This is a genomic window from Leifsonia sp. RAF41 (assembly GCF_052114085.1).
Lineage (GTDB): Bacteria > Actinomycetota > Actinomycetes > Actinomycetales > Microbacteriaceae > Leifsonia.
This window is the reverse complement of the sequence record NZ_JBFREB010000001.1, coordinates 1,327,923-1,353,817: the sequence shown is the minus strand read 5'-3', so window position 1 is coordinate 1,353,817 and position 25,895 is coordinate 1,327,923. Positions and strand designations below refer to the sequence as shown.

Genomic DNA, 25,895 nt, shown 5'->3' with positions numbered 1-25,895 from the left:
GTCATGTTCATGGCGACGGGATGCCGCGGCGCGGTACAAACGGTCGATCATGTCGCGCATCTTCACGAGCAAGTTCAACCCGGGCCGCGCCCGCTGGGAGCTGGTCGTCAGCCCCCAAGGGGACGTCTACGCCTTCCCGCTGACGCTGCCCATCGCGCAGCGTCAGGTGCTCGGCGGTCACAAGCGGTACCTCGTCGGGCGCGTCGCCAAGCGCACCGAGGCCTGGACGGCGGCGGGGCCGTCGGGCCTGGTCTACGGAACGACCTTCCCGTCTCTGCCCTCCGCGCTCGAAGCGATCGCCGACGAGGTCGACCTGGCGCCGGTGGGGTGAACCAGTGCCCGCGGCCGAATCTCCGTTACGCGCGGAGGGTGCGGTCGCTAGGCCGACTTGAGGAGGGCGTCCTCGAGGGCGACCCACGGGAGCATCGCGCACTTGACACGCGTGACGTACTTCGAGACACCTGCCAGGGCCACCGCGTCGCCGAGCAGCTCCTCATCGCCCTCGAGCGCACCCTTGGAGTGCATCAGCTCACGGAACGCACCGATGGACGCGCCCAGCTGTTCGCGGTCGACCTCGTGCACCAGGTCGCTCAGCAGGGAGGCCGAGGCGGTCGAGATCGAGCAGCCGTGGCCCTCCCACCCGATCGAGAGGACGCGACCGGCAGCGTCCGTGCGGACGCCCACGGTGACCTCGTCGCCGCAGGTCGGGTTGAACTGGTGCGAACTCGCCACTTCGTCCCCGGCGATCCCGTAGCCGTGCTTCTCGCGCGCGTGGTCGAGGATCACCTGCTGGTAGAGGTTCTGAAGGTCGGTCATCGCGCGCCTCCCGTGGCGACGCCGAAGAAGACGCGGGCGTCGGCGATCGCCTCGACCGCCGCATCCACCTCGTCCGCCGTGTTGTAGAGGTACGTGCTGATGCGCGTGCTCGCGGTCGCGCCGAAGCGGCGGTGCACCGGCTGCGCGCAGTGGTGGCCGACGCGGACGGCGATGCCGCGGTCGTCGAGGAACTGCCCGACGTCGTGGGAGTGGATGCCGTCAACGACCACGCTCGCGAGGCCGACGCGCGGGACACCGAGGCCGGGGCCGAGGATGCGCACCCCCTCGAGCTCGCTCAGTCCGGCCAGCAGGCGCTCGCCGAGCGCCTCCTCGTGCGCCTCGATGGCCGGCATACCGACCTCCTCGAGGTAGTCGACGGCTGCGGCCAGGGCGACGGCCTGCGACACGCGCTGCGTGCCCGCCTCGAACCGCTGCGGCGCGGGCAGGTAGTCGGCGCCCTCGAGGGTCACCTGTGTGATCATCGAACCGCCGGTCAGGAACGGAGGAAGGGCGTTCAGGAGGTCGCTCCGACCGTAGAGCGCACCGACGCCGGTCGGACCGAGCATCTTGTGGCCCGAGAACACCGCGAAGTCGACGTCGAGCGCCGGGAGATCGACGGGCAGGTGCGGCACGGACTGGCACGCGTCGAGCACGACCAGCGCGCCCTGCTCGTGGGCGAGGGCGACCAGCTCGGCGACCGGGTTGATGCCGCCCAGGACGTTGGAGACATGCGCGAACGCGACCACTTTCGTGCGCGGGCCGATGAGCTCGGCCGCCTGGTCGAGCCGCAGCCTCCCGTCGTCGGTGAGGCCGATCACTCGCAGTGTCGCGCCGGTCCGTGCTGCGAGCTCCTGCCACGGGATGAGGTTGGCGTGGTGCTCCGCCTCGGTGACGACGATCTCGTCACCGGCAGCCAGTCGGAAGCGCTCGGCGGCCGCTCCTCCGCGCCCGACGGACGCGTTGGACATCCCGTACGCGAGCAGGTTGATGCCCTCCGTGGCGTTGGACGTCCAGACCAGCTCCTCCGGCTGCGCCCCGACGAAACCGGCGACCCGCGCCCGGGCGTCCTCGAACAGTTCGGTCGCCTCGCCCGCGACGGTGTGCGCGCCACGGTGCACGGCCGAGGTGTACCGCTCGACGAACGCGCGTTCGGCGTCGAGCACCTGGCGGGGCTTCTGCGAGGTCGCGCCTGAGTCGAGATAGACGAAGGGGTGCCCGTTCACCTCGCGGGCGAGGATCGGGAAGTCCGCGCGGAGGGCGGTCGTGTCGAGCGATTGCGTGCGCATACGAGTGACAACGCTATCGCTGCCCGCTTCAATCCCGCTGTGCGTCACGCTCATGCGCGCATCCGAGCACCGCCTCGATCTTCCGTTTCGGGGCGCCCGGTCGTTAGGCTGCACCCGGCCCCTGAACGGGGGCAGACTCCAACGACCCGATGGCGAAGGTGCGGTCCATGTCGAACACTCCCTCCACTCCCTTCCGGCTCCGGCGAGCGCTCGTGGGCGTCGCCGGTGCTCTCGCGCTGGCGCTCGGCGTCGGACTCGCAGACGCCCCGGCGGCTGTCGCGTGGGACCCCGGCCACGGCGGCGCCACGCTCGCTCCGCGAACGGCCTTCACGATGGCGCCCGACGGCTCCAGCGGCGCGACCCAGGGAGGCGAGGGCATCCCGAACATCGACTCGGTGAAGAAGACCATCGCCACCTACTACGGCGACCCGGGGACCGGCATCTCGAACAAGTCGGACTCCCCGTACATCCGCGAGCTCGCCGGCATCCTCGCCCGCGAGAAGGCCCAGCTGAAGGCCGGCTACGACCGTGCCGTCAAGCATGGTCAGAAGCCCGCGATCGTCTTCGACGCCGACGACACCACGCTGTGGACGTACGACATGGAAGTCGCGGACATGCACTTCACCTTCAACCCGGCCGAGCAGGACGTGTGGGTGCAGGCCCAGCGCTTCCCCGCGACGCCTGGGATGGTCGACTTCGTCAACCAGGCCGCCGCGATCGGCTACACCGTCTTCGGACTGACCGGACGCAACGACGACCAGAAGGCTGCGACCCTCGGCAACCTCGCGAAGGACGGGTACACCGCGTTCACCTCCGACCGCTTCTACACGAAGTGGACGGGGAAGGGCGCCTCGCAGCAGCCGTCGTACGTGACCTGCGCAGCGCCCAGCTGCACCACGGTCGAGTACAAGGCGCTGACGCGCAAGCACATCCAGGACCTCGGCTACACGGTCACCCTCAACGTCGGCGACCAGTGGTCCGACCTGCAGGGCGGCTACGCGCAGGAGGCGCTGAAACTCCCGAACCCGACGTACTACCTGCCGTCGGCCGACCTTCCCGGGGTGAACGAGCCGCAGCTCGCGCCGCGCGCGCACTTCACGATGGCGCCCGACGGCTCCAGCGGCGCGACCCAGGGCGGTGAGGGCATCCCGAACATCGACTCCGTGAAGAAGACCATCGCCACCTATTACGGCGACCCGGGAACCGGCATCGCGCACAAGACCGACTCGCCGTACATCCGCGAGTTGCGCTCCATCGTGCAACGGCAGGCACCGGTACTCGCGGCGACCTGCTTCGTGGAGAAGAAGCTGCACAAGAACCCGGCGATCGTGCTCGACACCGACGACACGACGCTGTGGACGTACGACATGGAGGTGGCGGACATGCACTTCACCTTCGACCCGGCCGAGCAGGATGTGTGGGTGCAGGATGAGCGCTTCCCGGCGACCCCGCACATGACGACGCTCGCCGCGATCGCGCAGAAGGCGGGGTGCACCCTGATCGGCCTCACCGGACGCAACGACAACCAGAAGGCGGCCACCCTCGGCAACCTGGCGAAGGTCGGCTACACCGGCTTCACCGCCCAGAACTTCTACACGAAGTGGACAGGCGTGGGCGCCTCCCAGCAGCCGTCGTACATCACCTGCGCGACGGCCAAATGCACGACCATCGAGTACAAGTCGCAGACTCGCGCGCACATCGAATCCGCCGCCGGGGGTCGCTACGACATCGTGGCGAACTTCGGGGACCAGTACAGCGACCTGATCGGCGGCCACGCCGACCGGACCGTGAAGCTGCCCAACCCGACGTACTACCTGCCCTGAGGCGGCTCGGCCATGCCCCGGCGACCGCTCGCCGGTAGGCTCGGGGCATGGTCGAGCGGACGAACGGGTCACCGTGGTTCTTCATCCTCGGAGTCGTGCTCGTCGTCGTCGGGTTGGCCGGACCGCTGTTCGTGGATGCCGTGCTCGGCGACGTGCAGTGGCTGGTCCGCGGAGCAGGAGTGGTGATCGCGATCGGCGGCGGTGTGCTGATCGGGTTCGGCGTACGCCGACGCCAGGGGCGCTGAGCGCGCATCCCGTCGCCGACCTACCGGAGGGGCTACGCTGACGTGCCATGAGCACGGTTACCTCCTCCGACGGCAGCAGCATCGCGTACGACATCGACGGGAGCGGGCCGACCGTCGTCCTCGTGGACGGGGCACTCTGCTACCGCGACTCGGGTCCGATGCGGTCGATCGCAGCGGCTCTCCACGACCGGATGACCGTCGTGCTGTACGACCGGCGCGGACGCGGGGAGAGCACCGATGCGTTTGCGGACCCGTCCGCCCGCGCGGACGCCGTCGCGCGCGAGATCGACGACCTCACCGCGCTGATCGACGCGGCGGGCGGATCGGCGACCCTGTTCGGGATGTCGTCGGGCGGCGCTCTCGCGCTGGCCGCAGCTGCGGCGCTCGGCCCGGGTACCGTCCCGCGCGTCGTCGTCTACGAGCCGCCGTACCTGCCCGACCCGATGCTGCCCTCCGCCGAGGCGTACACCCGGCAGCTTCTCGCGGCGCTCGCGACGGACGACCGCAGCACCGCCGTCGAACTGTTCCTGCGTCGGGTCGGCGTGCCCGAAGCGGGGATCGAGGGGATGCGGCACTCCCCCACCTGGGAGGCGACGCTCGCCCTCGCACCGACACTCGGCTACGACGACGCGGCGATGGGCGACAGCCGCATCCCGGACGAGCTGCTGCAGGCGGTGACGGTCCCCGTCCTCGGGCTGGCCGGTGAGCTGACCCCGGACTTCCTGCGCCTGGGCGCCGAAGGCGTGGCCTCCGGCGCCCAGAACGGAACTTTCGAGATCGTCAGCGGGCAGACGCACGACGTGTCGGGCGAGGCCCTGGCGCCGCACCTGCTCCGCTTCGTCGCGGCCTGACCGGTCCCGGGTCAGCCGCGGGCCGGGGCGCTTTCGCGCTCGGGGCGCTCGGAGAACCCGCGGATCGGGCTGACCGCCTGCTCGGCCTCGTGGTCCGGGCCGAGGGCGATGCCCGTGCGGTCGCGCAAGACCAGCGTGGCCAGCAGGCCGAGCACCGTCATCCCCGCGAGGTACCAGGTCACCGAGAGCGTGGTGCCGGTCGCCTGCACGAGCGCCGTCGCGATGGTCGGCGCGAACGCCCCACCGATGATGGCGCCGATCGCGTACGAGATCGAGACACCGGAGAATCGGATGGACGCCGGGAACAGCTCCGAGTAGAGCGCTGCCTGCGGCCCGTAGGTGAACCCGAGTCCGATCGTGAGGATCGCGAGCCCGAGGAACAGCATCCCCGCGTTCGCCGTGTTGACCAGCGGGAAGAGGGTGAACACACCCACGAGCTGCAGGATCCAGCCGATGATGTAGGTGGTCCGGCGGCTGATGCGGTCGCTCAGCCAGCCGGCGAACCAGGTTGCTGCCAGCCAGGTCACGGCGGACGCGGCTACCGCCCAGAGCACGGGGCCTCGCTCGAGCTTCAACGGACCGTCCGGGTTCGTCGCGTAGTTCTGGATGTAGCCGCCGGTGGTCATGTAGCCGACAGCGTTGTTGCCGGCGAAGACGAACGCGGCGACGATCACGAGCAGCCAGTGCTTGCGGAACACCTGCACGATCGGCATCCGCGTGCGCTCACGGCGCTCGGCGATCTCGGTGAAGACGGGGCTCTCCTCGACCCGGCGACGCACCCAGTAGCCGATGGCGATGAGGACGACGGAGAACAGGAACGGCACGCGCCAGCCCCACGCGAGGAACGCATCCCCCGGCGCGATGACGGTCATCAGGGCCATGGCGCCGGAAGCGAGCAGCAGGCCGAGCGGGACGCCGATCTGCGGCGAGGCGCCGAACAGGCCGCGCTTGGCGGTCGGTGCGTGCTCGACCGCCATCAGCACCGCGCCGCCCCACTCGCCGCCGGCCGAGATGCCCTGAAGGACCCTCAGCAGGATGAGCAGGACGGGGGCGGCTACGCCGATCGCCTCGTAGGTGGGCAGCAGTCCGACCAGCGCGGTTGCGAGTCCCATCAGGATGAGGGTGACCACGAGCACCTGGCGCCGTCCGTACCGGTCGCCGAAATGACCGGCGAGGAACGCGCCGAGCGGTCGGAACAGGAAGCTCACGCCGACCGTCAGGAAGGACAGCACGGTGGCGAACTGCGGGCCGGCCGGCGCGAAAAACAGCTGGCCGAAGACGAGGCCCGCCGCTGACGCGTAGATGAAGAAGTCGTACCACTCGACGGTGGTTCCGATCACCGTGGCGAAGACGACCCGGCGTCGGTCCGCGTGCGAACGGATGCTGCCGGTGGGTGTGAAGGGGGATGTGCTCATCGTTGTGTACTCCCGAGGTGCTGCGACATCATTGTCCGGAGCGGCGCTCCGATTGCGGCAATGATATACGATTTCGGATCCGACGCAACGGGTGATGATCGCACCCCGTTCGCTCACGCGACTCGGGCGGCCAGGCGCTCGTGATCTACCGCGCGGCGACAGGCGCTCAGTGGCGCGCGAAGTAGAACAGCATCCAGACCACGAACAGCGCCGCCCCGACGATTCCGACGACCAGCCCCGATGTGGCGCGCCCCCGGCCTGACTCGCGTTGTCCCGCGCTCTCCAGCTGCTCCGCGAGTTTGCGGCCCTGCGCGCCGAAGACGATCGCCAGGATGGACGGCAATCCGAACGGGTTGATGATGATGCTGATGATGCCCCACACGAGTGCGCGGGTGGCCGGACTGTTCTTCACCGGGGAGGCCGCGGCGTATGGGCTGTACCCCGGGTGATGCGTCGGGTAGGGCGCGTACTGCGGCGAAGCGGCATACCCCGCCGCCGGCGCGGGCGTGGGAGCCGCGGGCAGCGGCTGGACGTGCTGCGTCCATCCCGCACCGTCCCAGTACCGGACCATCCCGGTCGCGCTCGGGTCGGAATACCATCCGGGCACAGCAGTCATCGTCCACCTTCCTAGCGGGGCACCCCCCAGTCTGGCTCCTCTCCCCACGCCCCCGTCATCCCCTCTCCGGGGCTCACCTCCCCCACCCCTGCCCGCCCCGCCACCGAGTACACGAAGACTGCACGCGACTCGCCGTGTTGGCGTGCAATCTTCGTGTACTCGACGGCCGGGCGGAGGCGCCCTCTGGTGCGGGACGGGTGCGGGGGCAGACAATGCGGGAATGAGCGCTGGCTCTCCTGTGATCCGAACGCCGGACCAGCGGCTGCGGATCTTCGTCAGTTCGACCCTCAAGGAGCTCGCCGCGGAACGGCACGCGGCACGCTCCGCCATCGAGCGTCTGCATCTCGCGCCGGTGATGTTCGAGCTGGGCGCGCGGCCGCATCCCCCGCGGGAGCTCTACCGCGCGTACCTGGAGCAGAGCGACGTTTTCGTGGGCCTCTACTGGGAGCGCTACGGCTGGGTCGCGCCCGACGAACAGGTGTCGGGGCTGGAGGACGAGTACAACCTCTGCCCGCCGGACCTTCCGCGCCTGATGTACATCAAGTCCCCTGCCCCCGGCCGTGAGCCCCGGCTCACCGAGCTGCTCGACCGTATCCGCAGCGACGACCGGGCGTCGTTCAAGTACATCGAATCCGCCCAGGAGCTCGAGGTGCTGCTGGAGGCGGACCTCGCTGTGCTTCTCGCCGAGCGATTCGAGCTGAGCAGGGCGGCGGCGTCCGGTCGGGCCATGCCCGCTTCGACGATCGGCGTGGCGACCCCCGAGGCGCCGTTCACCTCCCTCCCTTCGCCGCTCACCCCGCTGATCGGCCGCCGCAACGACGTCGCTGCCGTGCGCGGAATGCTGGCCGGCGGCGCCCGGCTGGTGACGATCACGGGCCCCGGCGGCATGGGGAAGAGCCGGCTGGCGATCGCCACGGCCGCGGACATGGCCGAGACCTTCCCGGACGGGGCCGTCTTCGTCGACCTCTCCCCCGTCCACGATCGGGCCGGCCTGAACGGGGCGCTCGCCCGCGCGCTCGGAGTGCGCGACACGGGCGACGCGCCGCTGGACGAGAAAGTGTCCACAGCGTTGCGGAACCGGCGCATGCTGCTCGTTCTCGACAACTTCGAGCAGGCGCTCGCGGCCGCCCCCGCGGTGACCGAGCTGCTCGCCGCGGCCCCCGAACTCAGCGCACTCGTCACCAGCCGGTCGCTGCTGAGGGTAGGCGGCGAGCGCAGCTACGACCTGGGGCCACTGCCGGCCGATACCGCGTCGGCCCTGTTCGTCGAACGTGCCCATGCGGTGCGGCCGGATTTCGAGATCACCCCCGCGAACGCGAACGACGTCGAGCGGATCTGCGCCGCCCTGGACGGCGTCCCTCTCGCGATCGAGCTGGCCGCCGCGCGCATCCGGATCCTGCCTCCCGCTGAGCTGGCGCGTCGCCTCGACCGCCGCCTTCCGCTGCTGGTGGGCGGCGCGCGCGACCTCCCCGAGCGGCAGCGCACCCTGCGGGCGACCATCGAATGGAGCACACAGCTGCTGGATGCGTCGGAGCGCGCCCTGCTCTCGCGCCTCGGTGTCTTCGAGGGCGGCTTCGCGCTGGAGGCGGCGGAGGCGGTGGCCGCAGACACAGTACCGTCCGGGTCGAGCGGAGCCGACACGCTCTCCTCCCTTGCCGCGCTGGTGGACAACAGCCTGGTCCGTCAGCACGACGATCTCCACGAGTCCCGGTTCTCGATTCTGGCCACCGTGCGGGAGTACGCCCTCGAGCAACTGGAGCGCGAGGGTGTGCTGCATGAAGCGCGCGCAGCGCATGCCGCCTACTTCGTCGCCCTCGGCGATCGGGCCGACCCGGAGCTGGAGGGCGGCGCACAGCACGACTGGGTGATGCGGCTCGGCAACGACACCGGCAATCTCCGGGCCGCCGTCCGCTACCTGCTCGACGAGCGGGACTGGGAGCGTGCGGCCCACTTCGCCTGGAGCCTGTACGTCTACTGGTGGGTCTCCGGGCTACTCGGCGAAGTTCGGGGGTGGATGGACGAGGTGCTCGCGGGTGGCGAGCAGCTGACCGACCGCAGCCGCGCCATCGCGCTGTACTTCACCCAGGCGATCGCGTTCTGGCAGGACCACGAGGGCACCGTCACGACCCGGCTGACGGAGAGCGCGGACCTGTTCCGGCGCGCGGAGGACTCCGACGGAGAGGCCCTCGCTCTCATCTCCTACGCTCTGGCCGTCCTCGCGTCGCCGGAGCCGGATCCCGCCGCCGCCGATCACGCGATGGAGACGAGCCTGGGACTGTTCCGCACCTGCGGCGACCGGTGGGGGCAGGCGATGGCGCTCGTCATGCTGGGGCGCGTCGCCCTTCTGCGGCAACAGGTGGATGCGGCTCTCGGGCACTTCGAGGAGAGCCTCGCGCTTGCTCGGGACAACGGGGACGAGCTCGGGGTGACCATCGCGCAGCACCACCGCGGCTGGGCGCGGCTGCTGCTCGGGGACCCGGCCGGCGCGACGTCCGACTTCACCGCGTGCCTCGCACTGTCGACGCGGCTCGGACATGTGGAGGGTGTCGCCTATGCGCTGGAAGGCCTGGTGGCCGTCGCCGCCCTGGCCGGCGACGCCGAGCGAGCGGGACGGCTGCTCGGCGCCTCCCGGACCCTGCGCGAGCGCACCGGCCTGCACAATGCTCCGGCCTTCTCCTTCCACCAGCTGTTCGTCGATCGGATGCTGGAGGCGGGAGCCGATCCCGGCACGTTCGACGCGGCGATCGAGGCCGGACGGGCGCTGTCGGTGGCCGAGGCGGAGTCCGAAGCGCAGACGCCGGGACGGCCGGCGTGAGCGACCGCATCCACCCCTACACGCGCATCGTCGGCGCCATCATCGTCCCGTTCCTGGTGGCGGCGTTCATGCTGCTGTACCCGCTCGCCGCCACGACGGACCGGTTCTTCGCCTGGACCATCCTTCCGCCGATCACCGCGATGCTGCTCGGCAGCGCCTACGCGGGCGGGATCGTGTTCTTCGTCCACGTGGTCCGGCCGAACCGGTGGCACGCGGTCCGCTACGGCTTCCCCGCGGTGCTGGTGTTCGCCACTCTGCTCGCGGTCGCGACCTTCATCCATCTCGACCGCTTCCACTTCGGCTTCCTGGCGTTCTACGTCTGGATCACCCTGTACATCACGACGCCGTTCCTCGTGCTCGCCGCGATGATCGTCAACCGCGGCGAGGACTCCCGCGAGCCGGATGAACAGGAGGTCACGCTGCCGGCCTGGGTGCGAATCCTCCTGGCCGTGATCGGCCTCTGCTCGCTGGTCGTCGGCCTCACGCTCTTCGTCGCGCCTCAGCTCGGAATCTCCGGCTGGGCGTGGACTCTGACCCCGCTCACGGCCCGCGTCTGCGGCGCCATCCTGACGCTCCCCGGGATGGTCAACCTGTGGATGCTGCGCGACCCCCGGTGGAGCGCCTTCCGGCAGATCTTCCAGGCCCAGCTGATCAGCCTGGCGCTCATCCTGCTCGCCCTCGCGCTGCGCGGCGGCGAGCTGCTGTGGTCGCGGCCCTCCGCTCCTCTGCTCGTCTGCGGCCTGGCCGCGTCGTTCGTCGCGTACGGCGCCCTCTACGTCTGGGCCGAGCGGCGGCGCCGGCGGCTTACGCCGACGACTCCCAGGGGTTGAAGAGCGGGACGCCGAAGGTCTTGAAGTCGCGCGCATTGCGCGTGACGACGCCCAGACCGGCCACTTCCGCCGTCGCGGCGATGAACGCGTCGAAGTCGGAACGCGGGTCAGGCACGTGGTACCCCGCCGCGACCGATGCGACCTCGTGGTCGACCGGAAGGACGCGATCGGCGAAGTGATCGACCACCTCGTCCACCCACTGCCGCAGGCGCGCACCTTGGATCGGATCCGTCCTCTCCTTGCGGACGGCACCGAGTTCGATCTCGAACACGGTCATCGCGGAGATGTGCAGCGAGTAAACGTTCTGCGCTTCGAGCCAACGCACCACACGGGGGTCCGACCGCTCAGGACGCCTCGCGGCCGACAGCACCATGGTGTCCAGGATCCACTTCACAGTTCGATCTCCCGAAGCGTGAAGGTCGCTCGCGGGAACTCGAAATCGAAGTCGCTCTCGGGATCGTCCTGCCGCAGCAGATCGACGATGCTCTTCTGGCGCCCGGACAACCGTTCGAAATCGGCATACGTGAGGAGGACGTACGCGGGCTCGCCACGATCGGTGATGATGAGCGGCTCTGTGGATGCGCTTCGCTTCGCCGCCGACACGTCCTGATTGAATGCGCGTGCTGTCGTAATTGCCACAACCACCCCTTGAGTCTACGTAGGCACACGGTAGCACGACATTGACAGTTAGATTTCTAACTATTAGAGTTCTAACTATGACATCGAGAACCGAGCGCCTCAGCGAGCTCGTCCGGACGGTAGCCTTCGCGGGGCGTGCGGCCGCCGAGGTGTGGGTCCGCGACAGCGGGCTCACCCGCCAGCAGGCCTTCACTCTCGGATACCTCGAACAGAACCGGGATCGCGACGTGATCGCGCGCGAACTCGCCGAGATGTCAGGAACCACGCCCGCCAGCGTCACCAGCCTTCTGCAGGGGCTGGAGGAGCGAGGCTACGTCACCCGCACGTCGTCCCCGGGCGATGCGCGCGTGAAGCTCGTCCGCGTCACCGCGGAGGGCGCCCGGGTCGTCGCCGGATTCGACGAGTCGATGAACGCGGAGCAGCGCAAGCTGTTCGCGACCCTCGACACCGCCGAGCAGGATCAGCTGATCGCCCTGCTCGAACGCGTCGTCGCCGCCGGTCCAGCGGCCGAGATCCGGCCATCCGGTCTGGGCGGCCGTCCGCGCCGCTGAGGCGCAGCTCCCCCACACTCCCTCTCTTCAGAAAGCCGTTCCCGTAACGGAGGTACCGTCATGTCTTCCAACCGCCACTATCTGTCCTCTGCGCCCATCTGGCGCTCGCTGGTGCACCTGTGCGTGCCGATGATCGCCGGCTTCTCCATCGGAGCCGTCTACAACATCATCAACGCGGGCTTCGTCGGCTCGCTGCACTCCACCCCGCTGCTCGCAGCCCTCACCTTCTCGCTTCCGGTCTTCGCCCTACTCATGGCGATCGGCGGAGTATTCGGGGTCGGCGGAGGCACGTACGTCTCACGCCTCCTCGGCTCGCAGGACGAGCCGGGCGCCGATCTCACCGCCTCCGGCGAGCGGATCAAGCAGGTCTCGTCGTTCACCCTCTGGGGCTCGCTCGCCACGGGCGTCGTCATCGGGGTGCTCGGCGTCGTCTTCGCCACCCCGCTGGCGGTCGTCGTCGGCGCGAGCGGCGCCTCCCTCGCACCGACCGCGCTGTACATCGGCGCGATGTGCGCCTTCACTCCGATCTACGTCGCGGCCTTCGCCCTCGAGCAGCTCGTCCGCGCGGAGGGCGCCGCCGTCGCATCCATGACGGGATTGATCGCCTCCACCGTCGCCAACCTCATGTTCGATGTGCTGTTCATCCTCGTGCTCGGCTGGGGCGTTCTCGGCGCCGGCATCGCGCTGGGGCTGTCGAATGCGGTGACCGTCGGCTACTACATCTGGTGGCTCAGCACGAAGAGCTCGACCGTGTCGCTGGCGCTACGCCATTTCCGGGCGGACGTCGGGATGCTGAAGACGGTGTTCGGTGTCGGCGTCTCCGAGCTGCTCATGTCGTCCTTCCTCATCGTGACCACCCTCGTCATGAACTGGATCGCCATCGGCTACGGCGCATCCCTCCTCGCGGCGATGGGTGTCGCCCTGCGCATCTCGCAGCTCCCTGAGATGATCTGCATGGGCGTCTTCATGGGCGTCATCCCGCTGCTCGCCTACGCCCACGGCGCCCGCAACCCGGCCCGCCTGCGGAAGGCCATCACTGGCAGCGCGGTGGCGATCGCGGGCATCACACTGCTGTTCTCGGGTGTGGTCTTCGCCTTCCGGGACCAGGTGTTCGCACTGTTCAGCGCCGACCCGTCCGTGATCGCCGACGGCACGCTCATCCTCACCGCGATGCTCGTCTCCACCCTGTTCAACGGCTTCACGGGTCTGATCATCGCCGTGTTCCAGGCGACCGAGCAGATGCGCAACGCAACGATCATGTCCCTGGCGCAGGGCGTGCTGTTCATCCCGATCGTGCTGATCGCCAACGCGCTGTTCGGGATGACCGGCGTCATCTGGTCGATGACGGTGACCGAACTGCTCTGCTTCGCTCTCGGCGCCGCACTGTTCCGGATGTCGAAGCAGACCCTCGCGGCGGCGCCGTCGGCCGAAGCGGTCGCCGCGGCGGAGCAGGCCGGAGACGACGAGCTGGTCGTGGCGGGCTGAGGGCCGATGCTCAGCGAGGGGCATGGCCTCGAGCGCAGGGATGATATACGATCCATCCCGGGGCCATCGCCCCTCCTCCGACGTCGAAGGGAGCCATCTGTGCTCGACACCCCGACCATCCAGGAGATCGCGGACGAGCTGGCGGCGGCCGAGCGCGACCGCACGACGGTCCCGCTGCTGACCTCCCGCCACCCGGAGATGACGGTGGAGGATTCCTACGCCGTCCAGAAGGTATGGGTCGAGCGTGGGCTCGCAGACGGACGCCGGCTCGTCGGACGGAAGATCGGCCTCACCTCGAAGGTGATGCAGCAGGCGACGGGGATCACCGAGCCCGACTACGGCGCGATCTTCGCCGACATGGTCTATGAGACGGGATCCGTCATCCCGTTCGAGCAATTCTCGAACGTGCGGATCGAGGTCGAGCTGGCGTTCGTGCTGCGCTCCCCGCTCGAGGGACCGAACGTCACGCTCTACGACGTCCTCGACGCGACGAAGTACGTGGTGCCCGCGCTGGAGATCCTCTCCTCCCGCATAGAGATGCCGGGCCGCACCATCGTCGACACGATCTCCGACAACGCCGCGATGGGCGGAATGGTCGTCGGAGGGCGGCCCGTCGCGGTGGACGCGGTGGACCTCCGCTGGGTCGCTGCCCTGCTGTACCGCAACGAGACCATCGAGGAGTCCGGCGTCGCCGCTGCCGTACTCGACCATCCGGCGAACGGTGTCGCCTGGCTCGCCAACAAGCTGGCCCAGCACGGAACGCGCCTGGAGGCAGGGGACATCGTCCTCGCCGGCTCGTTCACCCGTCCGATGTGGGTGGAGCGCGGCGACACCGTCCACGCCGACTATGGAACCCTGGGGGCCGTGACATGCCGATTCGCCTAGAACCCGCACCGACGTTCGCCGATCGGTTGCGTTCCGCCGAGCGCACGCTGTTCGGGATGTGGTCGTGCGGCGGCAGTCCACTCGTCGCGGAGATCTGCGCGGGCAGCGGCCTCGACATCGTGCTGATCGACGGCGAGCACTCCCCGGTCGGACTGGAGTCGATTCTCGCCCAGTTGCAGGCCGTCGCGCCCTATCCTGTGGTGCCGATCGTCCGGGCGCCGTACGGCGACACCGTGGTGCTCAAGCAGTTGCTCGACCTGGGCGCGCAGAACATCCTCGTTCCCATGGTCGACAGCGTGGCGCAGGCGGAGGCGATGGTCCGCGCGGTCCGGTATCCGCCGCAGGGCGTTCGCGGGGTCGGCAGCGCTCTGGCTCGCTCGTCGCGCTGGAGCCGCATCCCGGATTACCTGGCGCGCGCCGGCGAATTGGTCTCGTTGACCGTGCAGATCGAGACGGTGGATGCGCTGAACGCAGCGGCCGACATCGCCGCGGTCGACGGTGTGGATGCGCTGCTCGTCGGCCCCGCCGACCTCGCTGCCTCGATGGGCCTGCTCGGACAGCAGAACCACCCCGATGTCGTGGCTGCCGTCGAGCGCGTGATCGCGGCGGGGCTCGCCGCAGGCACCCCCGTCGGCGTGAATGCCTTCGACCCCGACACCGCCGACCGTTACGCCGCCGCGGGGGCCTCCTACCTGCTCGTGGGAGCCGACGTGACTCTGCTGGCCCGAGCCTCGGAAGCCCTTGCTGACCGCTTCATCGGCGACTCCCCCGACGCGCCTGCAGCGGCGAGCTACTGACGCGTTGCTGACGATGTCAGGATCGTATATGATTTCAAATATGGACCTTCGGGACCTGTCCCCGACGACGAGGAGCATCACGCGTGACTGACATCAGCCGGCCCGGCAAGATCATCGCGGTGCACCTGAACTACGGGTCTCGCGCTGCCCAACGCGGCCGAACTCCCGCTCAGCCGTCGTACTTCTTCAAGCCGTCGTCGTCGATCGCCGCCACCGGCGGCGAGCTGGAGCGCCCGGCCGGAACCGAGCTCCTCGCGTTCGAAGCCGAAATCGCCCTGATCATCGGCCGGCCGACGCGGCGGGTGTCTCCCGAGGACGGCTGGTCCGCCGTTTCCGGCGTGACCGCCGCGAACGACTTCGGCCTGTACGATCTCCGGGCCGCCGACAAGGGATCCAACGTCCGCTCGAAAGGCGGCGACGGCTTCACACCGCTCGGGCCGGTCGTCCTACCGGCGGCCGACCTCGACCCCGGCGCCCTGCGCGTCCGCACCTGGCTCAACGGCGAGCTCGTCCAGGTGGGCAACACCCACGACCTCCTCTTCCCCTTCGGCCGGCTCGTCGCCGACCTGTCGCAGCTGATGACGCTTGAACCCGGGGACATCATCCTCACCGGGACACCGGCCGGCTCCTCGGTCACCGTTCCCGGCGACACGGTGGAGGTGGAGGTGGATGCGCCGAGCGTGCCGGGCGCGCCGAGCACCGGCCGGCTCGTCACCCGCATCACCGAGGGCAGCATCCCCTTCGGCGACTTCGGCACCAAGCCCAGCATCGACGACCTGCAGCGGGCGGAGGCGTGGAACACGCCTCCCGAACCGGCGTTCGTCCTGACCGACGACCTGCGCGCCAAGCTCGCGAGCGTCACCACTGCCACCCTCAGCTCGCAGCTCCGCAAGCGCGGACTCGACAATGTGAGCATCGACGGTCTCACCTCCACCCGGCCCGACCGACGCGTCGTCGGAACGGCTCGAACGCTCCGTTACATCCCGAACCGCGAAGACCTGTTCGCCACGCACGGCGGCGGGTACAACGCCCAGAAGCGCGCCTTCGACTCCGTCGGCGCCGGCGAAGTGCTGGTCATCGAAGCGCGGGGCGAGCGCGGCAGCGGCACGGTCGGCGACGTCCTCGCCCTCCGAGCGCAGGTCAACGGCGCGGCCGCGATCGTCACCGACGGCGGCGTGCGAGACCTCGCGGTGGTCGCCGGGCTCGACATCCCGACCTACCACAACGGCCCGCACCCAGCCGTCCTCGGCCGCAAGCACGTGCCCTGGGACACGGACGTGACCATCGCCTGCGGCGGCGCCGCGGTGCAGCCGGGGGACGTGATCGTCGGAGATGCCGACGGGCTGCTCGTCATCCCGCCGCCGCTGGTGGACGAGGTCGTCGCCGACGCCATCGAACAGGAGCGCCAGGAGGAGTTCATCGCCGAGCAGGTGTCGCAGGGCGCCCGCGTGGACGGACTGTTCCCGATGAACGCCGACTGGAAAGAGAGGTATCGCGCATGGTTGACGCAGCGCTGAAGGCCGCGGCGCCGAGCAAGTCGCAGCTCGCCTACGAGTTCATCCGCACCCGGATCGACGACGGGCGGTACGTCTCAGGCTTCCGGCTCGTGCTCGGCCAGATCGCCGGCGAGCTCGACATCAGCGTCGTCCCCGTGCGCGAGGCCATCCGACGGCTGGAGGCCGAAGGGCTGGTGACGTTCGTGAAGAACGTCGGAGCCCAGGTCGCCCTGCTGCAGGAGGCCGAGTACACCTACACGATGGAGACGCTCGCCCTCGTGGAGGGCGCGGCGACGCAGCTGTCGGCGCCCCTGCTCACCGCGGACCACATCGAGCGCGCCCGCGCCGTCAACCGCGAGATGATCGCGTGCCTCGACGACTTCATCCCGCACCGCTTCACGCAGCTCAACCAGGAGTTCCACGCGATCCTGTTCGAGGAGTGCCCGAACCCGCACATCCTCGACCTGGTGCACCGGGGCTGGAACCGCCTGACGGTGCTGCGCGACTCCACCTTCAGCTTCGTGCCCGGACGTGCCCGCGAGTCGGTCGACGAGCACGAGCAGATCCTCACCCTCATCGAATCGGACGCTGACGCACTGGAGATCGAACTCACCGCTCGACGCCACCGGCTGGCGACCCTGGACTCGCTGCACGCCTACCAGAGCGAACACAAGCAGCACTGACCCACCCAACGACAGGAGGCCGCGCATGGCGCAGCACCACATCCCGGAGAACCTTCCGCAGAAGATCCAGCACTTCATCGACGGCGAGTTCGTCGACAGCGTCTCCGGCACGACCTTCGACGTGCTCGACCCGGTCTCCAACGAGACGTACGTGCAGGCGGCCGCCGGGCAGAAGGAGGACATCGATCTCGCCGTCGCGGCGGCGACTCGCGCGTTCAAGCACGGTCCCTGGCCGCGGATGAAGCCGCGCGAGCGCGCCCGGGTGCTGAACCGCATCGCGGACGCGGTCGAGGCACAGGATGCGCGCCTCGCCGAACTCGAGACCTTCGACACCGGGCTGCCGATCACGCAGGCGCTCGGGCAGGCGCAGCGCGCGGCCGAGAACTTCCGCTTCTTCGCCGACCTGATCGTCGCGCAGAGGGACGACGCATACAAGGTGCCGGGAAGCCAGCTCAACTACGTCAATCGCAAGCCGATCGGCGTCGCCGGCCTGATCACGCCGTGGAACACGCCGTTCATGCTGGAGAGCTGGAAGCTCGCCCCCGCTCTGGCGACGGGCAACACGGTGGTGCTGAAGCCGGCCGAGTTCACACCGCTGTCGGCTTCGCTGTGGGCGACGATCTTCCGAGAGGCAGGCGTGCCCGACGGCGTCTTCAACCTGGTCAACGGCCTCGGCGAGGAGGCTGGGGACGCGCTGGTGAAGCATCCCGGCGTCCCGCTCATCTCGTTCACGGGCGAGAGCCGCACCGGTCAGCTCATCTTCGCCAACGCCGCGCCGTTCCTGAAGGGGCTCTCCATGGAGCTCGGCGGCAAGTCGCCGGCCGTGGTCTTCGCGGATGCCGACCTCGACGCCGCGATCGACTCCACCCTGTTCGGTGTGTTCTCGCTGAACGGAGAGCGTTGCACCGCCGGCTCCCGCATCCTGGTCGAGCGGCCGATCTACGAGGAGTTCCTCACCCGGTACGCCGAGCGCGCGAAGAACATCGTGGTCGGCGACCCGCACGACCCGGCGACCGAGGTCGGCGCGCTCGTCCACCCGGAGCACTACGAGAAGGTCATGAGCTACGTCGAGCTCGGCAAGCAGGAAGGCCGTCTGCTCGCCGGCGGCGGCCGCCCGAAGGGCCTCGAGACCGGCAACTACGTCGCCCCGACGGTGTTCGCCGACGTCGCACCGGATGCCCGGATCTTCCAGGAGGAGATCTTCGGCCCGGTCGTCGCGATCACCCCGTTCGACACCGACGAGGAGGCGCTGGAGCTCGCCAACGGCGTCCGTTACGGCCTCGCCGCCTACCTCTGGACCAGCGACCTGGAGCGCGCGCACACGTTCGCAGCCGACGTGGAGGCCGGAATGGTCTGGCTCAACTCGCACAACGTCCGCGACCTGCGCACCCCGTTCGGCGGTGTGAAGGCGTCCGGGCTCGGACACGAGGGCGGCTACCGCTCCATCGACTTCTACACCGACCAGCAGGCCGTCCACATCTCGCTGGGACCCGTCCACACGGCCCGGTTCGGCGCCACCGTGCACCAGCCGGAGGAGGCTGCGGAAGCGGCCGAGGACGCCGGCGACGCCTGACCCAGCAGCACTGACCCAACTAGAGAAGGCACCACCATGACCATCACCCCCGGCTCCCCGGAGCCCGTCGTGACCGAGACCGACCCCATCCCGGCGCCCACCGACCGCATCCCCACTCCGAAGGCGACGCCACCGGACGTCGTGCGCTGCGCCTACATGGAGCTCGTCGTCACTGACCTCGCCGCCAGCCGCGCCTTCTACGTCGACGTGCTGGACCTCGTCGTCACCGAGGAGGACGAGGACGCGGTGTACCTGCGGTCGTTCGAGGAGTTCATCCACCACAACCTCGTGCTCCGCAAGGGTCCGGTCGCCGCTGTGGCCGCCTTCGCCTACCGGGTGCGAACGCCAGAAGACCTGGACCGTGCCGTCGAGTTCTACACGGAACTCGGCTGCCGGGTCGAGCGCCGTGCGGAGGGCTTCACGAAGGGCGTCGGCGACTCGGTCCGGGTGGAGGACCCGCTCGGCTTCCCGTACGAGTTCTTCTACGAGGTCGAGCACGTCGAGCGCCTCGCCTGGCGCTACGACCTCTACACGCCGGGGGCGCTCGTGCGCATCGACCACTTCAACCAGGTCACCCCGGATGTGCCGCGCGCGGTGGCGTACATGGAGGATCTGGGGTTCCGGGTGACCGAGGACATCCAGGACGAGGCGGGAACCACGTACGCCGCGTGGATGCGCCGCAAGCCGACCGTGCACGACACCGCCATGACCGGGGGCGACGGCCCGCGGATGCACCACGTCGCGTTCGCCACCCACGAGAAGCACAACATCATCGCGATCTGCGACAAGCTCGGCGCGCTTCGCCGCTCCGACGCGATCGAGCGGGGACCGGGCCGACACGGCGTCTCCAACGCGTTCTACCTGTACCTGCGCGACCCCGACGGCCACCGCGTCGAGATCTACACGCAGGACTACTACACCGGCGACCCGGACAACCCGGTCGTCACCTGGGATGTGCACGACAACCAGCGCCGCGACTGGTGGGGCAACCCGGTCGTGCCGTCGTGGTACACGGATGCGTCCGTCGTTCTGGACCTAGACGGCAACCCGCAGCCGCTGACCACGCGCACCGACGACTCCGAGATGGATGTCACGATCGGCGCCGACGGCTTCTCGTACACGCGGAAGGGCGACGACGCGCAGGGCTTCAAGGTCGGCGCGCAGCTCTAGGCGCGACGTCTGCGGTCTCTCGTCACGTTTGCGCCCGGGCGAACGGGTGCACACGTGACGAAAGACCGCACTCAGACGCGTCCTGCGTCCGGGTGCGCGACGTATACGTGCAACAGCCGGTCCTCCACCGCGAAACCGTGGCGTTCGTACACGACGACCGCGCCAGGACTCGAGTGCACGGTGACGCGTTCGAGCTCGCGTTCCGCTGCCCGGGCAAGGACCGCGTCGATCAGCCGGCCGCCGATCCCGTCGTTTCGGAGCTCGGGTACGACGTAGGCGCACTGCAGGTCTCCCGACGCCCGGTCGAAGGCTCGGGCACTGGGAACCCGGGGCAGCGTCGCCAACCATGTCATCCCGACGACCCGGCCCTCGGCAACCGCGACGAAGCACTCGTGCGTGTCCCGATGGGTGGCCGCCCACTCCGCGAAACGGTCCGCGAAGACGTCCCGGGACTCATGCGCTTCGCCGCCGAACTCTGCCAGGGAGTCCCAGCGCAGGCCACCGACGGCTCGCCACTCCCCCGGCTGCGCGGGCCGGACCTCGACCTGTGTCATCCCGCCACCCTACTGTCCGCTGTCGGCCGGGACGGGAAAGGGAGGCGATCTCGGCCGACACGCCGCGTGGTGACGGCTGCGGGAGGCAGCCGAGCCGTCCGTGGCCGGTACTTCCTCCGTTTCGGACCGGTCACGCCGACTCGGGGTCGGCTACTACTCGGTGGCGCTCGTGGTCGACTGACGCCCCGGAGCCAGCTGACGCACCCAGGTCGAAATCTGTACCTGGTCATCGGTGGGCGGATTCACGAATCCGCTGATGTTCGCCTCGAACTCGGCCCCGTCCGGGAGGCTCGCGCGCACCCACGTGCCGCCCGCGCACGTTGTGCCGGAGCGCTCCGCGGTTCCGTCGGTGTACACGAGGCAGAAGCCGTAGGGACCAGTGCCGTGCACGAGGTACAGGTCCCAGACGCCGGACGTGCCCTGGAAGCGTGAGGTCGCGACATCGCCGGTCTGGACGTAGGTCGCAACGTCGCCCGGCAACCGATCGGCATCGACCCGCCGGCCATCGAATGGCGACGGCGACGCGACGCATCCGCTGAGACTCACCGCCACCAGTGCCACACCCGCGAACATCCATCGCCTCATCGCGAACCCCCTGACAGAACGGTAGCAGGTGGAGCCACGCCGCTAGGCGTCCGGCGCGGCGACCGCCAGCCGGAAGCGCGGCGCCGCGGGCTCGCCGTACAGGGCGAGCCGGGCGAGGACGTCGCCGAGGGCCGGACCGAACTTGAAGCCGTGCCCGGAGAACCCCGTAGCCACCACGACGGGCCCGACGCGGTCGAGCACGAAGTCCTCCTCGTCGGTGCTGTCGTAGAGACAGCTGATGCCATCCGGCCGGGTCGAATCCACGCCCGGAACCCACTCGGCGACGTACCGCTGCAGCTGCTCCAGGCGCGATGGATCGATGCGCCGATCGCGATCGTCGGGGTCCACCTCCGGCCCGACACCGTGGAAGCCCACCTTCACGCCCTCCCCCGGCGTGAGCAGGCCGTAGGCGTCCGCGACGGCGGCGTCGGTGGGATGGTGCACGAAGCTCGGCCACGACCGCTCGGTGTCTGCGGGGCCGGGAAGGAGCGGGAAGTGCGCCGGCTGCTCCTCGGTCACGGTGACGGTCGGCAGCACGGCCCTGTGCTCGGCAAGCCACGGCCGGAGGAGCACCGGAGTCCAGGAGCCGGCCGCCACCACGACCCGGTCTGCTGTGTGAACGCCGTCGGAGGCGGTCACCGACACTCCGTCGCCGTCCTCCTCGATGTCTGTCACCCGAACGCCGAAACGGAGCTCGGCACCAGCCGCCTGGGCAGCAGCGAGCAGCGCATCCACCGCGTCGGCGGCATGCAGCCGGCCACCACCCGGGCTGAACAGCACGTGTTCCTCGAAGCGCAGCCCGGGCCAGCGAGCCTCCGCCTCACCACTGGTCAGCCATTCGTACGGCAGCTCCGCCGCATCCTGCGCCTCGGCGATCGCCTTCAACGCGGTGAGGGAACCATGGTCGACGGCACCGGTCGCATCGAACAGCCGTCGTCCGCTGACCCGCTCCAGGTGCTTCCACCCCTGCAGGGCCCGGACGGACAGCTCGACGTAGTCCTCTTCGGCGTAGCCGTGCCGGAAGATCCGGGTGGCGCCGTGGGACGACCCACGATCGTGGCCCCGCTCGAACGCCTCCAGCAGCAGCACCGATGCACCCTCGCGCGCCAGCGACCAGGCCGTCGCCGCGCCGACCACGCCTGCGCCGACGACGATCACGCTGGTTGTCATGCCGCCAACCCTATCGACCGGGCTGCGGAGCATTCCGCCGTGTTACCGCGACCCGAGCTGAGAGCCCACCATGCTGTATCCGCCGCGCGGGTCTGGCGACGGCTGAGGCTCGTCGAACCGCGAGTTCGCCTTGCCGGACGCGCTCTCGGGTGCGCGGTGGACGCGGCGCGCAGCGACGATCGCAAGCACGGTGGCCGCGAGCAGCGTCGCCCCCACAGCGACGAGCGCCCAGCCGACGGGTTGATCCCGCGTCAGGAGGACGACACCAAACGGGACGGCCAACCACGTACCGACACCGGTCAGGCAGCTGACCACCACCAGCAGCGCTACACGCCGCCGCCGACGCTCGTCCTGCTCCAAACCCGCCATCAGTGCGCTCATGAGCGAATACCCCCTGAGCCGCATACTAGTAGACAGGGGCGTCGACCGTGAACCTTCAGTCGACGGCTTGCTCGCGCTTGACGGCGAGCAGGTCGATCGTCTTCAGGTCGGGATCCTTCGCCAGCAGAGTGGGACCGACCTCGCCGAGGGCCTGGGGAATGGCGCCGTTCAGATGGGCCTGGCGCGCATCCTGATCGGCGAATGTGTCGAAGATGCCGAAATGTGTGTCGTCGATCTGGAACGCGTACCACGTGCGGGTCCCCGGCTCCTGGTCGACCACGGCTTTACCGCCGATCAGGAACTCTTTCACTTCGCCTGCCTTTTCGGGCTTCGCTTCGAGCAGCGCCAGAACGCCGAGCTTCAGTTCCATGGGGTTCTCCCTACCGGGTCGTGACGCCCGTGATCCGGGTTCCGGGAGCGTCGCTCACGACGGTACGCTTCGGCGCGCCGATGTGTGCATCGGTCACCGATCCGTCCCGATCGGGCAGTGGTGCCTCAGGGGCGCTCGACCACCTCGAACCGGTTCCCGTCCGGGTCGTGGGCCGCGAACATCGCCGGCACACCCGGCCAGCGCAGCAATTCCCCCACCTCTGTTCCTCGCTCGCGAAGGGACTGGTGCGTCCGCTCGGCATCGGTCGCCTCGAAGCGGATGCCGGTCTCCACCCCCGCGGGCGCCGATTCGTCCGCGATGATGAGGGAGATCGAGACCGCCGACCCGGTCGGTGCCAACATGATCCACCGTCCGCCGGTCTGCGGAAGCGGCGCATCAACGCGCACCTCGAAACCCAGCACGTCACGGTAGAAGACGAGTGCGCGATCCTGGTCCACGACCGGGATGCCGATGGTGTTCACGCCGACGATGCCGACGCCGTTCGAATTCGTCATGACCGCATCCTGGCGCGTTGGTGGAAGTACGGGAAGACAGCCATAGGCATCGTTCCGCGTGCTGTGGTTCGCTCAGCGGCGATCAGGCGTCGACGAGTTCGCGCGGCACCGTGATGACGTCCACCAGAGCGCCGTTGCGCCACACCGTGATCTCGATGGGCCGGTCGATCGCGTCCTCGACCATCAGCTGCTGAACGGCGGTCGTCGTCACCACGCGCTTCCCGGCGAGTTCGACGACGATGTCTCCGCGGTGGAGACCGGCCTCTGCGGCGGGGCTCCCGGCGGACACCCCGGCCACCTTCAGTCCGGTGGGCGAGCCGATCCGCGCCGCGACCTCCGGCGAGAGCGGCACCTGCACGCCGGCGATGCCGAGCCACGCGCGACGCACCCTGCCCGCGGTCATGAGGGCGGTGATGATCTCCCGCGTCGTCGCGTTGATGGGAACCGCCAGTCCTACACCGATCCCGGCTACCGCTGTGTTCACACCGACCATGCGGCCGGCGCTGTCCGCGAGGACGCCGCCGCTGTTGCCGGGATTGAGCGCAGCATCGGTTTGGATCACCTCGTCGATCACTCGTCCGGACTGTGTCGGAAGGGACCGGCCGAGGGCCGATACGATCCCCGCGGTGACGCTCCCGGCGAGGCCGAGGGGATTGCCGAGCGCGATCACGATCTGCCCCACCCGCAAAGCGGATGCGTCGCCGAGAGGGACCGGCGGAGGCACCGTCCCGTGCGCCCGGAGCACGGCGAGATCGGAGAGCGCGTCGCGCCCGACCACCTCGGCTCGGGCAGTGGTCCCGTCCCCGAAGGCGGCCTCCCCATCATTCGCCCCAGCGACCACGTGGGCGCTGGTCAGGAGGAAACCGTCCGCGGTGAGGACACTCGCACTCCCGGCGCCCGTCCCGCGCGGAGTCCTGACCGTGATGCTCGCCACGCTGGGCAGCAGACCGGCGGCCACGCCGACGACCGTGCGGGAGTAGGCGTCGAGCAGGCCATCGTCCCCGCCCGGTACCGGCTCGTGCCGCTGATCGTCCATGAGGATTTGACCCTACGCCCGCAGCAGACCGCCGGACCCGGCGTTCGCTTCCAGCGTTCACCCGAGACGTAGCTACTTCGAGACGCGCTCAGCGGCGATGTGAATGCCGGGTCAAGCCGGCGACGAAGGACGCATGCGAACCCTTCGGGTGAAAGCATGGTTGATACGAAAAAGGCCCGGAATTCCGGGCCTTCGAACGCTTACGTGAACTGCTGGGGTACCTGGACTCGAACCAAGAACAACGGTACCAGAAACCGCCGTGTTGCCAATTACACCATACCCCACTGCTCCGGACCGCGGCCCGGGCACGAGAACCAACTCTAGCCTACCGGAAGGCCGGACTACAAAACGGCGGCACCGTCCACGGACAGTCCGATGAGGTCCCGGTTGACGGCCGCCGCCACCACCGCTCCGGAGCCCGCTGCGACGATCAGCTGCTGCGGTCCGGGGGCCGTCGTCTCGCCCGCCGCGTACACGCCCGTCAGGGATGTGCGGCCCTGGGCGTCCGTCAGGAGGTAGCCCTCCGAGTCGCGGTCGAGGTCCAACGCGTCGGCGAACGACAGCGCGGGCGACCACACCGGGCGGAGGAATCCGCCAAGGCGGTCGATGACGTCGCCGTCGGCGAGGCGGACGCCCGTCATGGCACCCTTCTCCCCCACGATGTCGTCGATCGGGCGGCGTTCGACACCGACGCCGAGCTGCGCGAGCATCCTCTCCTCGTCCGCATCCACCGTGTCGGCGCCGTTCGTGAAGACGATCAAGTCGTCCGTCCACTGGGTCAGCAGCAGCGCGCGTTCGGCCAGATCGGGCGTCTCGCCGATCAGCGCGAGCGGCTGGTCCGCTGACTCGAAGCCGTCGCACTCGATGCAGCTGTGCAGCTGGGTGCCGTAGTAGGCGCGGATGCTCGGGATGGCCGGCATCGCCTCCGTGACACCGGTCGCGATCACCACCACGCCGGCTCGCACATCCACATCCGCTGCGCCGCGCACGCCACGACCGGTGACGCGGAACCCATCGCCCTCCAGCTCCACAGCGCCGACCTGGGCGAAGACCACCGACGCGTTGTCGTACGCGTCGACCTCCTCGCGGCCCATCCGGCGGAGCTCCAGCGGAGAGATGCCGTCACGGGTGAGGAAGCCGTGCGCCAGGAGCGTCGCCGCATGTCTGGGCCGGTTGCCGTCGACGACCAACACCCTTCGCCGGGCACGCGCGAGGTTGAGCGCGGCCGACAGTCCCGCCGGTCCCCCGCCGACGACGACCACATCGTACGACGCAGCGGACGCCACGCCAGCCGCCTCCCCGCTCACG

At 69.4% G+C, this 25,895-nt stretch carries 28 protein-coding genes and 1 tRNA gene; 14 read left to right on the top strand and 15 right to left on the bottom strand.

Going from position 1 to position 25,895, the window contains the following annotated elements; genetic code table 11:
* Positions 1 to 49: 49 nt before the first annotated feature.
* A complete protein-coding gene (locus AB4Y74_RS06500; protein WP_441798299.1) occupies positions 50 to 331 on the top strand; it encodes a hypothetical protein in 282 nt (93 codons plus the stop codon).
* A gap of 47 nt (positions 332 to 378) precedes the next feature.
* On the opposite strand, the gene sufU is transcribed toward AB4Y74_RS06500, so the two are convergent.
* Positions 379 to 816 (bottom strand): Fe-S cluster assembly sulfur transfer protein SufU, encoded by a 438-nt coding sequence (gene sufU / locus AB4Y74_RS06495; protein WP_441798298.1) that lies wholly within the window; start codon positions 814 to 816, stop codon positions 379 to 381.
* Positions 813 to 2,102 carry a cysteine desulfurase gene (locus tag AB4Y74_RS06490; protein WP_441798297.1) on the bottom strand — a complete coding sequence of 430 codons (1,290 nt, stop codon included), beginning with the start codon at positions 2,100 to 2,102 and terminating at the stop codon, positions 813 to 815. The genes sufU and AB4Y74_RS06490 overlap by 4 nt, the downstream gene beginning before the upstream one ends.
* Before the next feature lie 167 nt (positions 2,103 to 2,269).
* On the opposite strand from AB4Y74_RS06490, the gene AB4Y74_RS06485 reads away from it, so the two are divergent.
* The 3 genes from AB4Y74_RS06485 to AB4Y74_RS06475 are packed head-to-tail and all read left to right on the top strand — an operon-like array spanning position 2,270 to position 5,021.
* Positions 2,270 to 3,925: an HAD family acid phosphatase gene (locus AB4Y74_RS06485; protein WP_441798296.1), complete on the top strand. Its 1,656-nt coding sequence runs from the start codon at positions 2,270 to 2,272 to the stop codon at positions 3,923 to 3,925.
* Positions 3,926 to 3,972: 47 nt separating this feature from the next.
* Entirely contained in the window at positions 3,973 to 4,170 is a 198-nt protein-coding gene (locus AB4Y74_RS06480) for a hypothetical protein (RefSeq protein WP_441798295.1), read from the top strand.
* 47 nt (positions 4,171 to 4,217) lie between these two features.
* Positions 4,218 to 5,021 (top strand): alpha/beta fold hydrolase, encoded by an 804-nt coding sequence (locus AB4Y74_RS06475; protein ID WP_441798294.1) that lies wholly within the window; start codon positions 4,218 to 4,220, stop codon positions 5,019 to 5,021.
* A gap of 11 nt (positions 5,022 to 5,032) precedes the next feature.
* Here the strand turns inward: AB4Y74_RS06475 and AB4Y74_RS06470 are convergent, their stop codons facing one another.
* Together AB4Y74_RS06470 and AB4Y74_RS06465 are read right to left on the bottom strand one after the other, a co-directional pair.
* Entirely contained in the window at positions 5,033 to 6,436 is a 1,404-nt protein-coding gene (locus AB4Y74_RS06470) for an MFS transporter (RefSeq protein WP_441798293.1), read from the bottom strand.
* A 166-nt stretch (positions 6,437 to 6,602) separates the two neighbouring features.
* Positions 6,603 to 7,052 carry a DUF2510 domain-containing protein gene (locus AB4Y74_RS06465; protein WP_441798292.1) on the bottom strand — a complete coding sequence of 150 codons (450 nt, stop codon included), beginning with the start codon at positions 7,050 to 7,052 and terminating at the stop codon, positions 6,603 to 6,605.
* A gap of 220 nt (positions 7,053 to 7,272) precedes the next feature.
* On the opposite strand from AB4Y74_RS06465, the gene AB4Y74_RS06460 reads away from it, so the two are divergent.
* Complete coding sequence (locus AB4Y74_RS06460; protein ID WP_441798291.1) at positions 7,273 to 9,867, top strand: DUF4062 domain-containing protein; 2,595 nt, start codon at positions 7,273 to 7,275, stop codon at positions 9,865 to 9,867.
* Positions 9,864 to 10,697: a hypothetical protein gene (locus AB4Y74_RS06455; RefSeq protein WP_441798290.1), complete on the top strand. Its 834-nt coding sequence runs from the start codon at positions 9,864 to 9,866 to the stop codon at positions 10,695 to 10,697. The genes AB4Y74_RS06460 and AB4Y74_RS06455 overlap by 4 nt, the downstream gene beginning before the upstream one ends.
* Here the strand turns inward: AB4Y74_RS06455 and AB4Y74_RS06450 are convergent.
* Together AB4Y74_RS06450 and AB4Y74_RS06445 are read right to left on the bottom strand one after the other, a co-directional pair.
* The gene (locus AB4Y74_RS06450) at positions 10,672 to 11,091 is read right to left on the bottom strand and encodes a type II toxin-antitoxin system VapC family toxin (protein ID WP_441798289.1); all 420 of its coding nucleotides are present in this window, start codon (positions 11,089 to 11,091) and stop codon (positions 10,672 to 10,674) included. The two genes, AB4Y74_RS06455 and AB4Y74_RS06450, sit on opposite strands and share 26 nt — an antisense overlap.
* Complete coding sequence (locus tag AB4Y74_RS06445) at positions 11,088 to 11,342, bottom strand: type II toxin-antitoxin system prevent-host-death family antitoxin (RefSeq protein WP_441798288.1); 255 nt, start codon at positions 11,340 to 11,342, stop codon at positions 11,088 to 11,090. The genes AB4Y74_RS06450 and AB4Y74_RS06445 overlap by 4 nt, the downstream gene beginning before the upstream one ends.
* 71 nt (positions 11,343 to 11,413) lie before the next feature.
* On the opposite strand from AB4Y74_RS06445, the gene AB4Y74_RS06440 reads away from it, so the two are divergent.
* The 8 genes from AB4Y74_RS06440 (at position 11,414) to hpaD (ending at position 19,976) form a co-directional block, all read left to right on the top strand.
* A complete protein-coding gene (locus tag AB4Y74_RS06440) occupies positions 11,414 to 11,887 on the top strand; it encodes a MarR family winged helix-turn-helix transcriptional regulator (RefSeq protein ID WP_441798287.1) in 474 nt (157 codons plus the stop codon).
* Between the two features lie 60 nt (positions 11,888 to 11,947).
* Positions 11,948 to 13,372 carry an MATE family efflux transporter gene (locus AB4Y74_RS06435; RefSeq protein WP_441798286.1) on the top strand — a complete coding sequence of 475 codons (1,425 nt, stop codon included), beginning with the start codon at positions 11,948 to 11,950 and terminating at the stop codon, positions 13,370 to 13,372.
* Between the two features lie 99 nt (positions 13,373 to 13,471).
* Positions 13,472 to 14,257 (top strand): 2-oxo-hept-4-ene-1,7-dioate hydratase, encoded by a 786-nt coding sequence (hpaH, locus tag AB4Y74_RS06430; RefSeq protein WP_441798285.1) that lies wholly within the window; start codon positions 13,472 to 13,474, stop codon positions 14,255 to 14,257.
* A complete protein-coding gene (locus AB4Y74_RS06425; protein WP_441798284.1) occupies positions 14,242 to 15,054 on the top strand; it encodes an HpcH/HpaI aldolase family protein in 813 nt (270 codons plus the stop codon). The genes hpaH and AB4Y74_RS06425 overlap by 16 nt, the downstream gene beginning before the upstream one ends.
* An 83-nt stretch (positions 15,055 to 15,137) precedes the next feature.
* On the top strand, positions 15,138 to 16,571 hold the full coding sequence (locus AB4Y74_RS06420; protein ID WP_441798283.1) for a fumarylacetoacetate hydrolase family protein: 1,434 nt from the start codon (positions 15,138 to 15,140) through the stop codon (positions 16,569 to 16,571).
* Complete coding sequence (locus tag AB4Y74_RS06415; protein WP_441798282.1) at positions 16,553 to 17,233, top strand: GntR family transcriptional regulator; 681 nt, start codon at positions 16,553 to 16,555, stop codon at positions 17,231 to 17,233. The genes AB4Y74_RS06420 and AB4Y74_RS06415 overlap by 19 nt, the downstream gene beginning before the upstream one ends.
* A 25-nt stretch (positions 17,234 to 17,258) precedes the next feature.
* Positions 17,259 to 18,806 carry a 5-carboxymethyl-2-hydroxymuconate semialdehyde dehydrogenase gene (hpaE, locus tag AB4Y74_RS06410; RefSeq protein ID WP_441798281.1) on the top strand — a complete coding sequence of 516 codons (1,548 nt, stop codon included), beginning with the start codon at positions 17,259 to 17,261 and terminating at the stop codon, positions 18,804 to 18,806.
* A 36-nt stretch (positions 18,807 to 18,842) separates the two neighbouring features.
* A complete protein-coding gene (gene hpaD, locus AB4Y74_RS06405; protein ID WP_441798280.1) occupies positions 18,843 to 19,976 on the top strand; it encodes a 3,4-dihydroxyphenylacetate 2,3-dioxygenase in 1,134 nt (377 codons plus the stop codon).
* A gap of 71 nt (positions 19,977 to 20,047) precedes the next feature.
* Here hpaD and AB4Y74_RS06400 read toward each other — a convergent pair whose 3' ends face one another.
* The 9 genes from AB4Y74_RS06400 to AB4Y74_RS06360 form a co-directional block, all read right to left on the bottom strand.
* Positions 20,048 to 20,530, bottom strand: coding sequence for a GNAT family N-acetyltransferase (locus AB4Y74_RS06400; RefSeq protein ID WP_441798279.1), 483 nt, complete (start codon positions 20,528 to 20,530; stop codon positions 20,048 to 20,050).
* Between the two features lie 153 nt (positions 20,531 to 20,683).
* Entirely contained in the window at positions 20,684 to 21,115 is a 432-nt protein-coding gene (locus AB4Y74_RS06395) for a hypothetical protein (protein ID WP_441798278.1), read from the bottom strand.
* Positions 21,116 to 21,157: 42 nt separating this feature from the next.
* Positions 21,158 to 22,285 (bottom strand): N-methyl-L-tryptophan oxidase, encoded by a 1,128-nt coding sequence (solA, locus tag AB4Y74_RS06390; protein ID WP_441798277.1) that lies wholly within the window; start codon positions 22,283 to 22,285, stop codon positions 21,158 to 21,160.
* 42 nt (positions 22,286 to 22,327) lie between these two features.
* Complete coding sequence (locus tag AB4Y74_RS06385) at positions 22,328 to 22,666, bottom strand: hypothetical protein (protein ID WP_441798276.1); 339 nt, start codon at positions 22,664 to 22,666, stop codon at positions 22,328 to 22,330.
* A 55-nt stretch (positions 22,667 to 22,721) separates the two neighbouring features.
* Complete coding sequence (locus AB4Y74_RS06380; RefSeq protein ID WP_441798275.1) at positions 22,722 to 23,036, bottom strand: putative quinol monooxygenase; 315 nt, start codon at positions 23,034 to 23,036, stop codon at positions 22,722 to 22,724.
* A gap of 125 nt (positions 23,037 to 23,161) precedes the next feature.
* On the bottom strand, positions 23,162 to 23,551 hold the full coding sequence (locus AB4Y74_RS06375) for a VOC family protein (protein ID WP_441798274.1): 390 nt from the start codon (positions 23,549 to 23,551) through the stop codon (positions 23,162 to 23,164).
* Between the two features lie 82 nt (positions 23,552 to 23,633).
* On the bottom strand, positions 23,634 to 24,587 hold the full coding sequence (locus AB4Y74_RS06370; RefSeq protein WP_441798273.1) for a S1C family serine protease: 954 nt from the start codon (positions 24,585 to 24,587) through the stop codon (positions 23,634 to 23,636).
* Between the two features lie 212 nt (positions 24,588 to 24,799).
* Positions 24,800 to 24,871, bottom strand: a tRNA-Gln gene (locus tag AB4Y74_RS06365).
* A gap of 57 nt (positions 24,872 to 24,928) precedes the next feature.
* On the bottom strand, positions 24,929 to 25,873 hold the full coding sequence (locus AB4Y74_RS06360) for an NAD(P)/FAD-dependent oxidoreductase (RefSeq protein WP_441798272.1): 945 nt from the start codon (positions 25,871 to 25,873) through the stop codon (positions 24,929 to 24,931).
* Positions 25,874 to 25,895 lie beyond the last annotated feature (22 nt).

Excerpts from the sequence above, each read along its gene's own strand:
- hpaD (WP_441798280.1), top strand. The coding sequence starts at position 18,843 with ATGACCATCACCCCCGGCTCCCCGGAGCCCGTCGTGACCGAGACCGAC.
- hpaE (WP_441798281.1), top strand. The coding sequence starts at position 17,259 with ATGGCGCAGCACCACATCCCGGAGAACCTTCCGCAGAAGATCCAGCAC.
- AB4Y74_RS06425 (WP_441798284.1), top strand. The coding sequence starts at position 14,242 with ATGCCGATTCGCCTAGAACCCGCACCGACGTTCGCCGATCGGTTGCGT.
- AB4Y74_RS06465 (WP_441798292.1), bottom strand. The coding sequence starts at position 7,052 with ATGACTGCTGTGCCCGGATGGTATTCCGACCCGAGCGCGACCGGGATG.
- AB4Y74_RS06440 (WP_441798287.1), top strand. The coding sequence starts at position 11,414 with ATGACATCGAGAACCGAGCGCCTCAGCGAGCTCGTCCGGACGGTAGCC.
- AB4Y74_RS06395 (WP_441798278.1), bottom strand. The coding sequence starts at position 21,115 with ATGAGGCGATGGATGTTCGCGGGTGTGGCACTGGTGGCGGTGAGTCTC.
- AB4Y74_RS06480 (WP_441798295.1), top strand. The coding sequence starts at position 3,973 with ATGGTCGAGCGGACGAACGGGTCACCGTGGTTCTTCATCCTCGGAGTC.
- AB4Y74_RS06490 (WP_441798297.1), bottom strand. The coding sequence starts at position 2,102 with ATGCGCACGCAATCGCTCGACACGACCGCCCTCCGCGCGGACTTCCCG.
- AB4Y74_RS06435 (WP_441798286.1), top strand. The coding sequence starts at position 11,948 with ATGTCTTCCAACCGCCACTATCTGTCCTCTGCGCCCATCTGGCGCTCG.
- solA (WP_441798277.1), bottom strand. The coding sequence starts at position 22,285 with ATGACAACCAGCGTGATCGTCGTCGGCGCAGGCGTGGTCGGCGCGGCG.
- AB4Y74_RS06375 (WP_441798274.1), bottom strand. The coding sequence starts at position 23,551 with ATGACGAATTCGAACGGCGTCGGCATCGTCGGCGTGAACACCATCGGC.
- AB4Y74_RS06380 (WP_441798275.1), bottom strand. The coding sequence starts at position 23,036 with ATGGAACTGAAGCTCGGCGTTCTGGCGCTGCTCGAAGCGAAGCCCGAA.
- AB4Y74_RS06470 (WP_441798293.1), bottom strand. The coding sequence starts at position 6,436 with ATGAGCACATCCCCCTTCACACCCACCGGCAGCATCCGTTCGCACGCG.
- sufU (WP_441798298.1), bottom strand. The coding sequence starts at position 816 with ATGACCGACCTTCAGAACCTCTACCAGCAGGTGATCCTCGACCACGCG.
- AB4Y74_RS06370 (WP_441798273.1), bottom strand. The coding sequence starts at position 24,587 with ATGGACGATCAGCGGCACGAGCCGGTACCGGGCGGGGACGATGGCCTG.
- AB4Y74_RS06485 (WP_441798296.1), top strand. The coding sequence starts at position 2,270 with ATGTCGAACACTCCCTCCACTCCCTTCCGGCTCCGGCGAGCGCTCGTG.
- AB4Y74_RS06415 (WP_441798282.1), top strand. The coding sequence starts at position 16,553 with ATGGTTGACGCAGCGCTGAAGGCCGCGGCGCCGAGCAAGTCGCAGCTC.
- AB4Y74_RS06475 (WP_441798294.1), top strand. The coding sequence starts at position 4,218 with ATGAGCACGGTTACCTCCTCCGACGGCAGCAGCATCGCGTACGACATC.
- AB4Y74_RS06460 (WP_441798291.1), top strand. The coding sequence starts at position 7,273 with ATGAGCGCTGGCTCTCCTGTGATCCGAACGCCGGACCAGCGGCTGCGG.
- AB4Y74_RS06500 (WP_441798299.1), top strand. The coding sequence starts at position 50 with ATGTCGCGCATCTTCACGAGCAAGTTCAACCCGGGCCGCGCCCGCTGG.
- AB4Y74_RS06400 (WP_441798279.1), bottom strand. The coding sequence starts at position 20,530 with ATGACACAGGTCGAGGTCCGGCCCGCGCAGCCGGGGGAGTGGCGAGCC.
- AB4Y74_RS06385 (WP_441798276.1), bottom strand. The coding sequence starts at position 22,666 with ATGAGCGCACTGATGGCGGGTTTGGAGCAGGACGAGCGTCGGCGGCGG.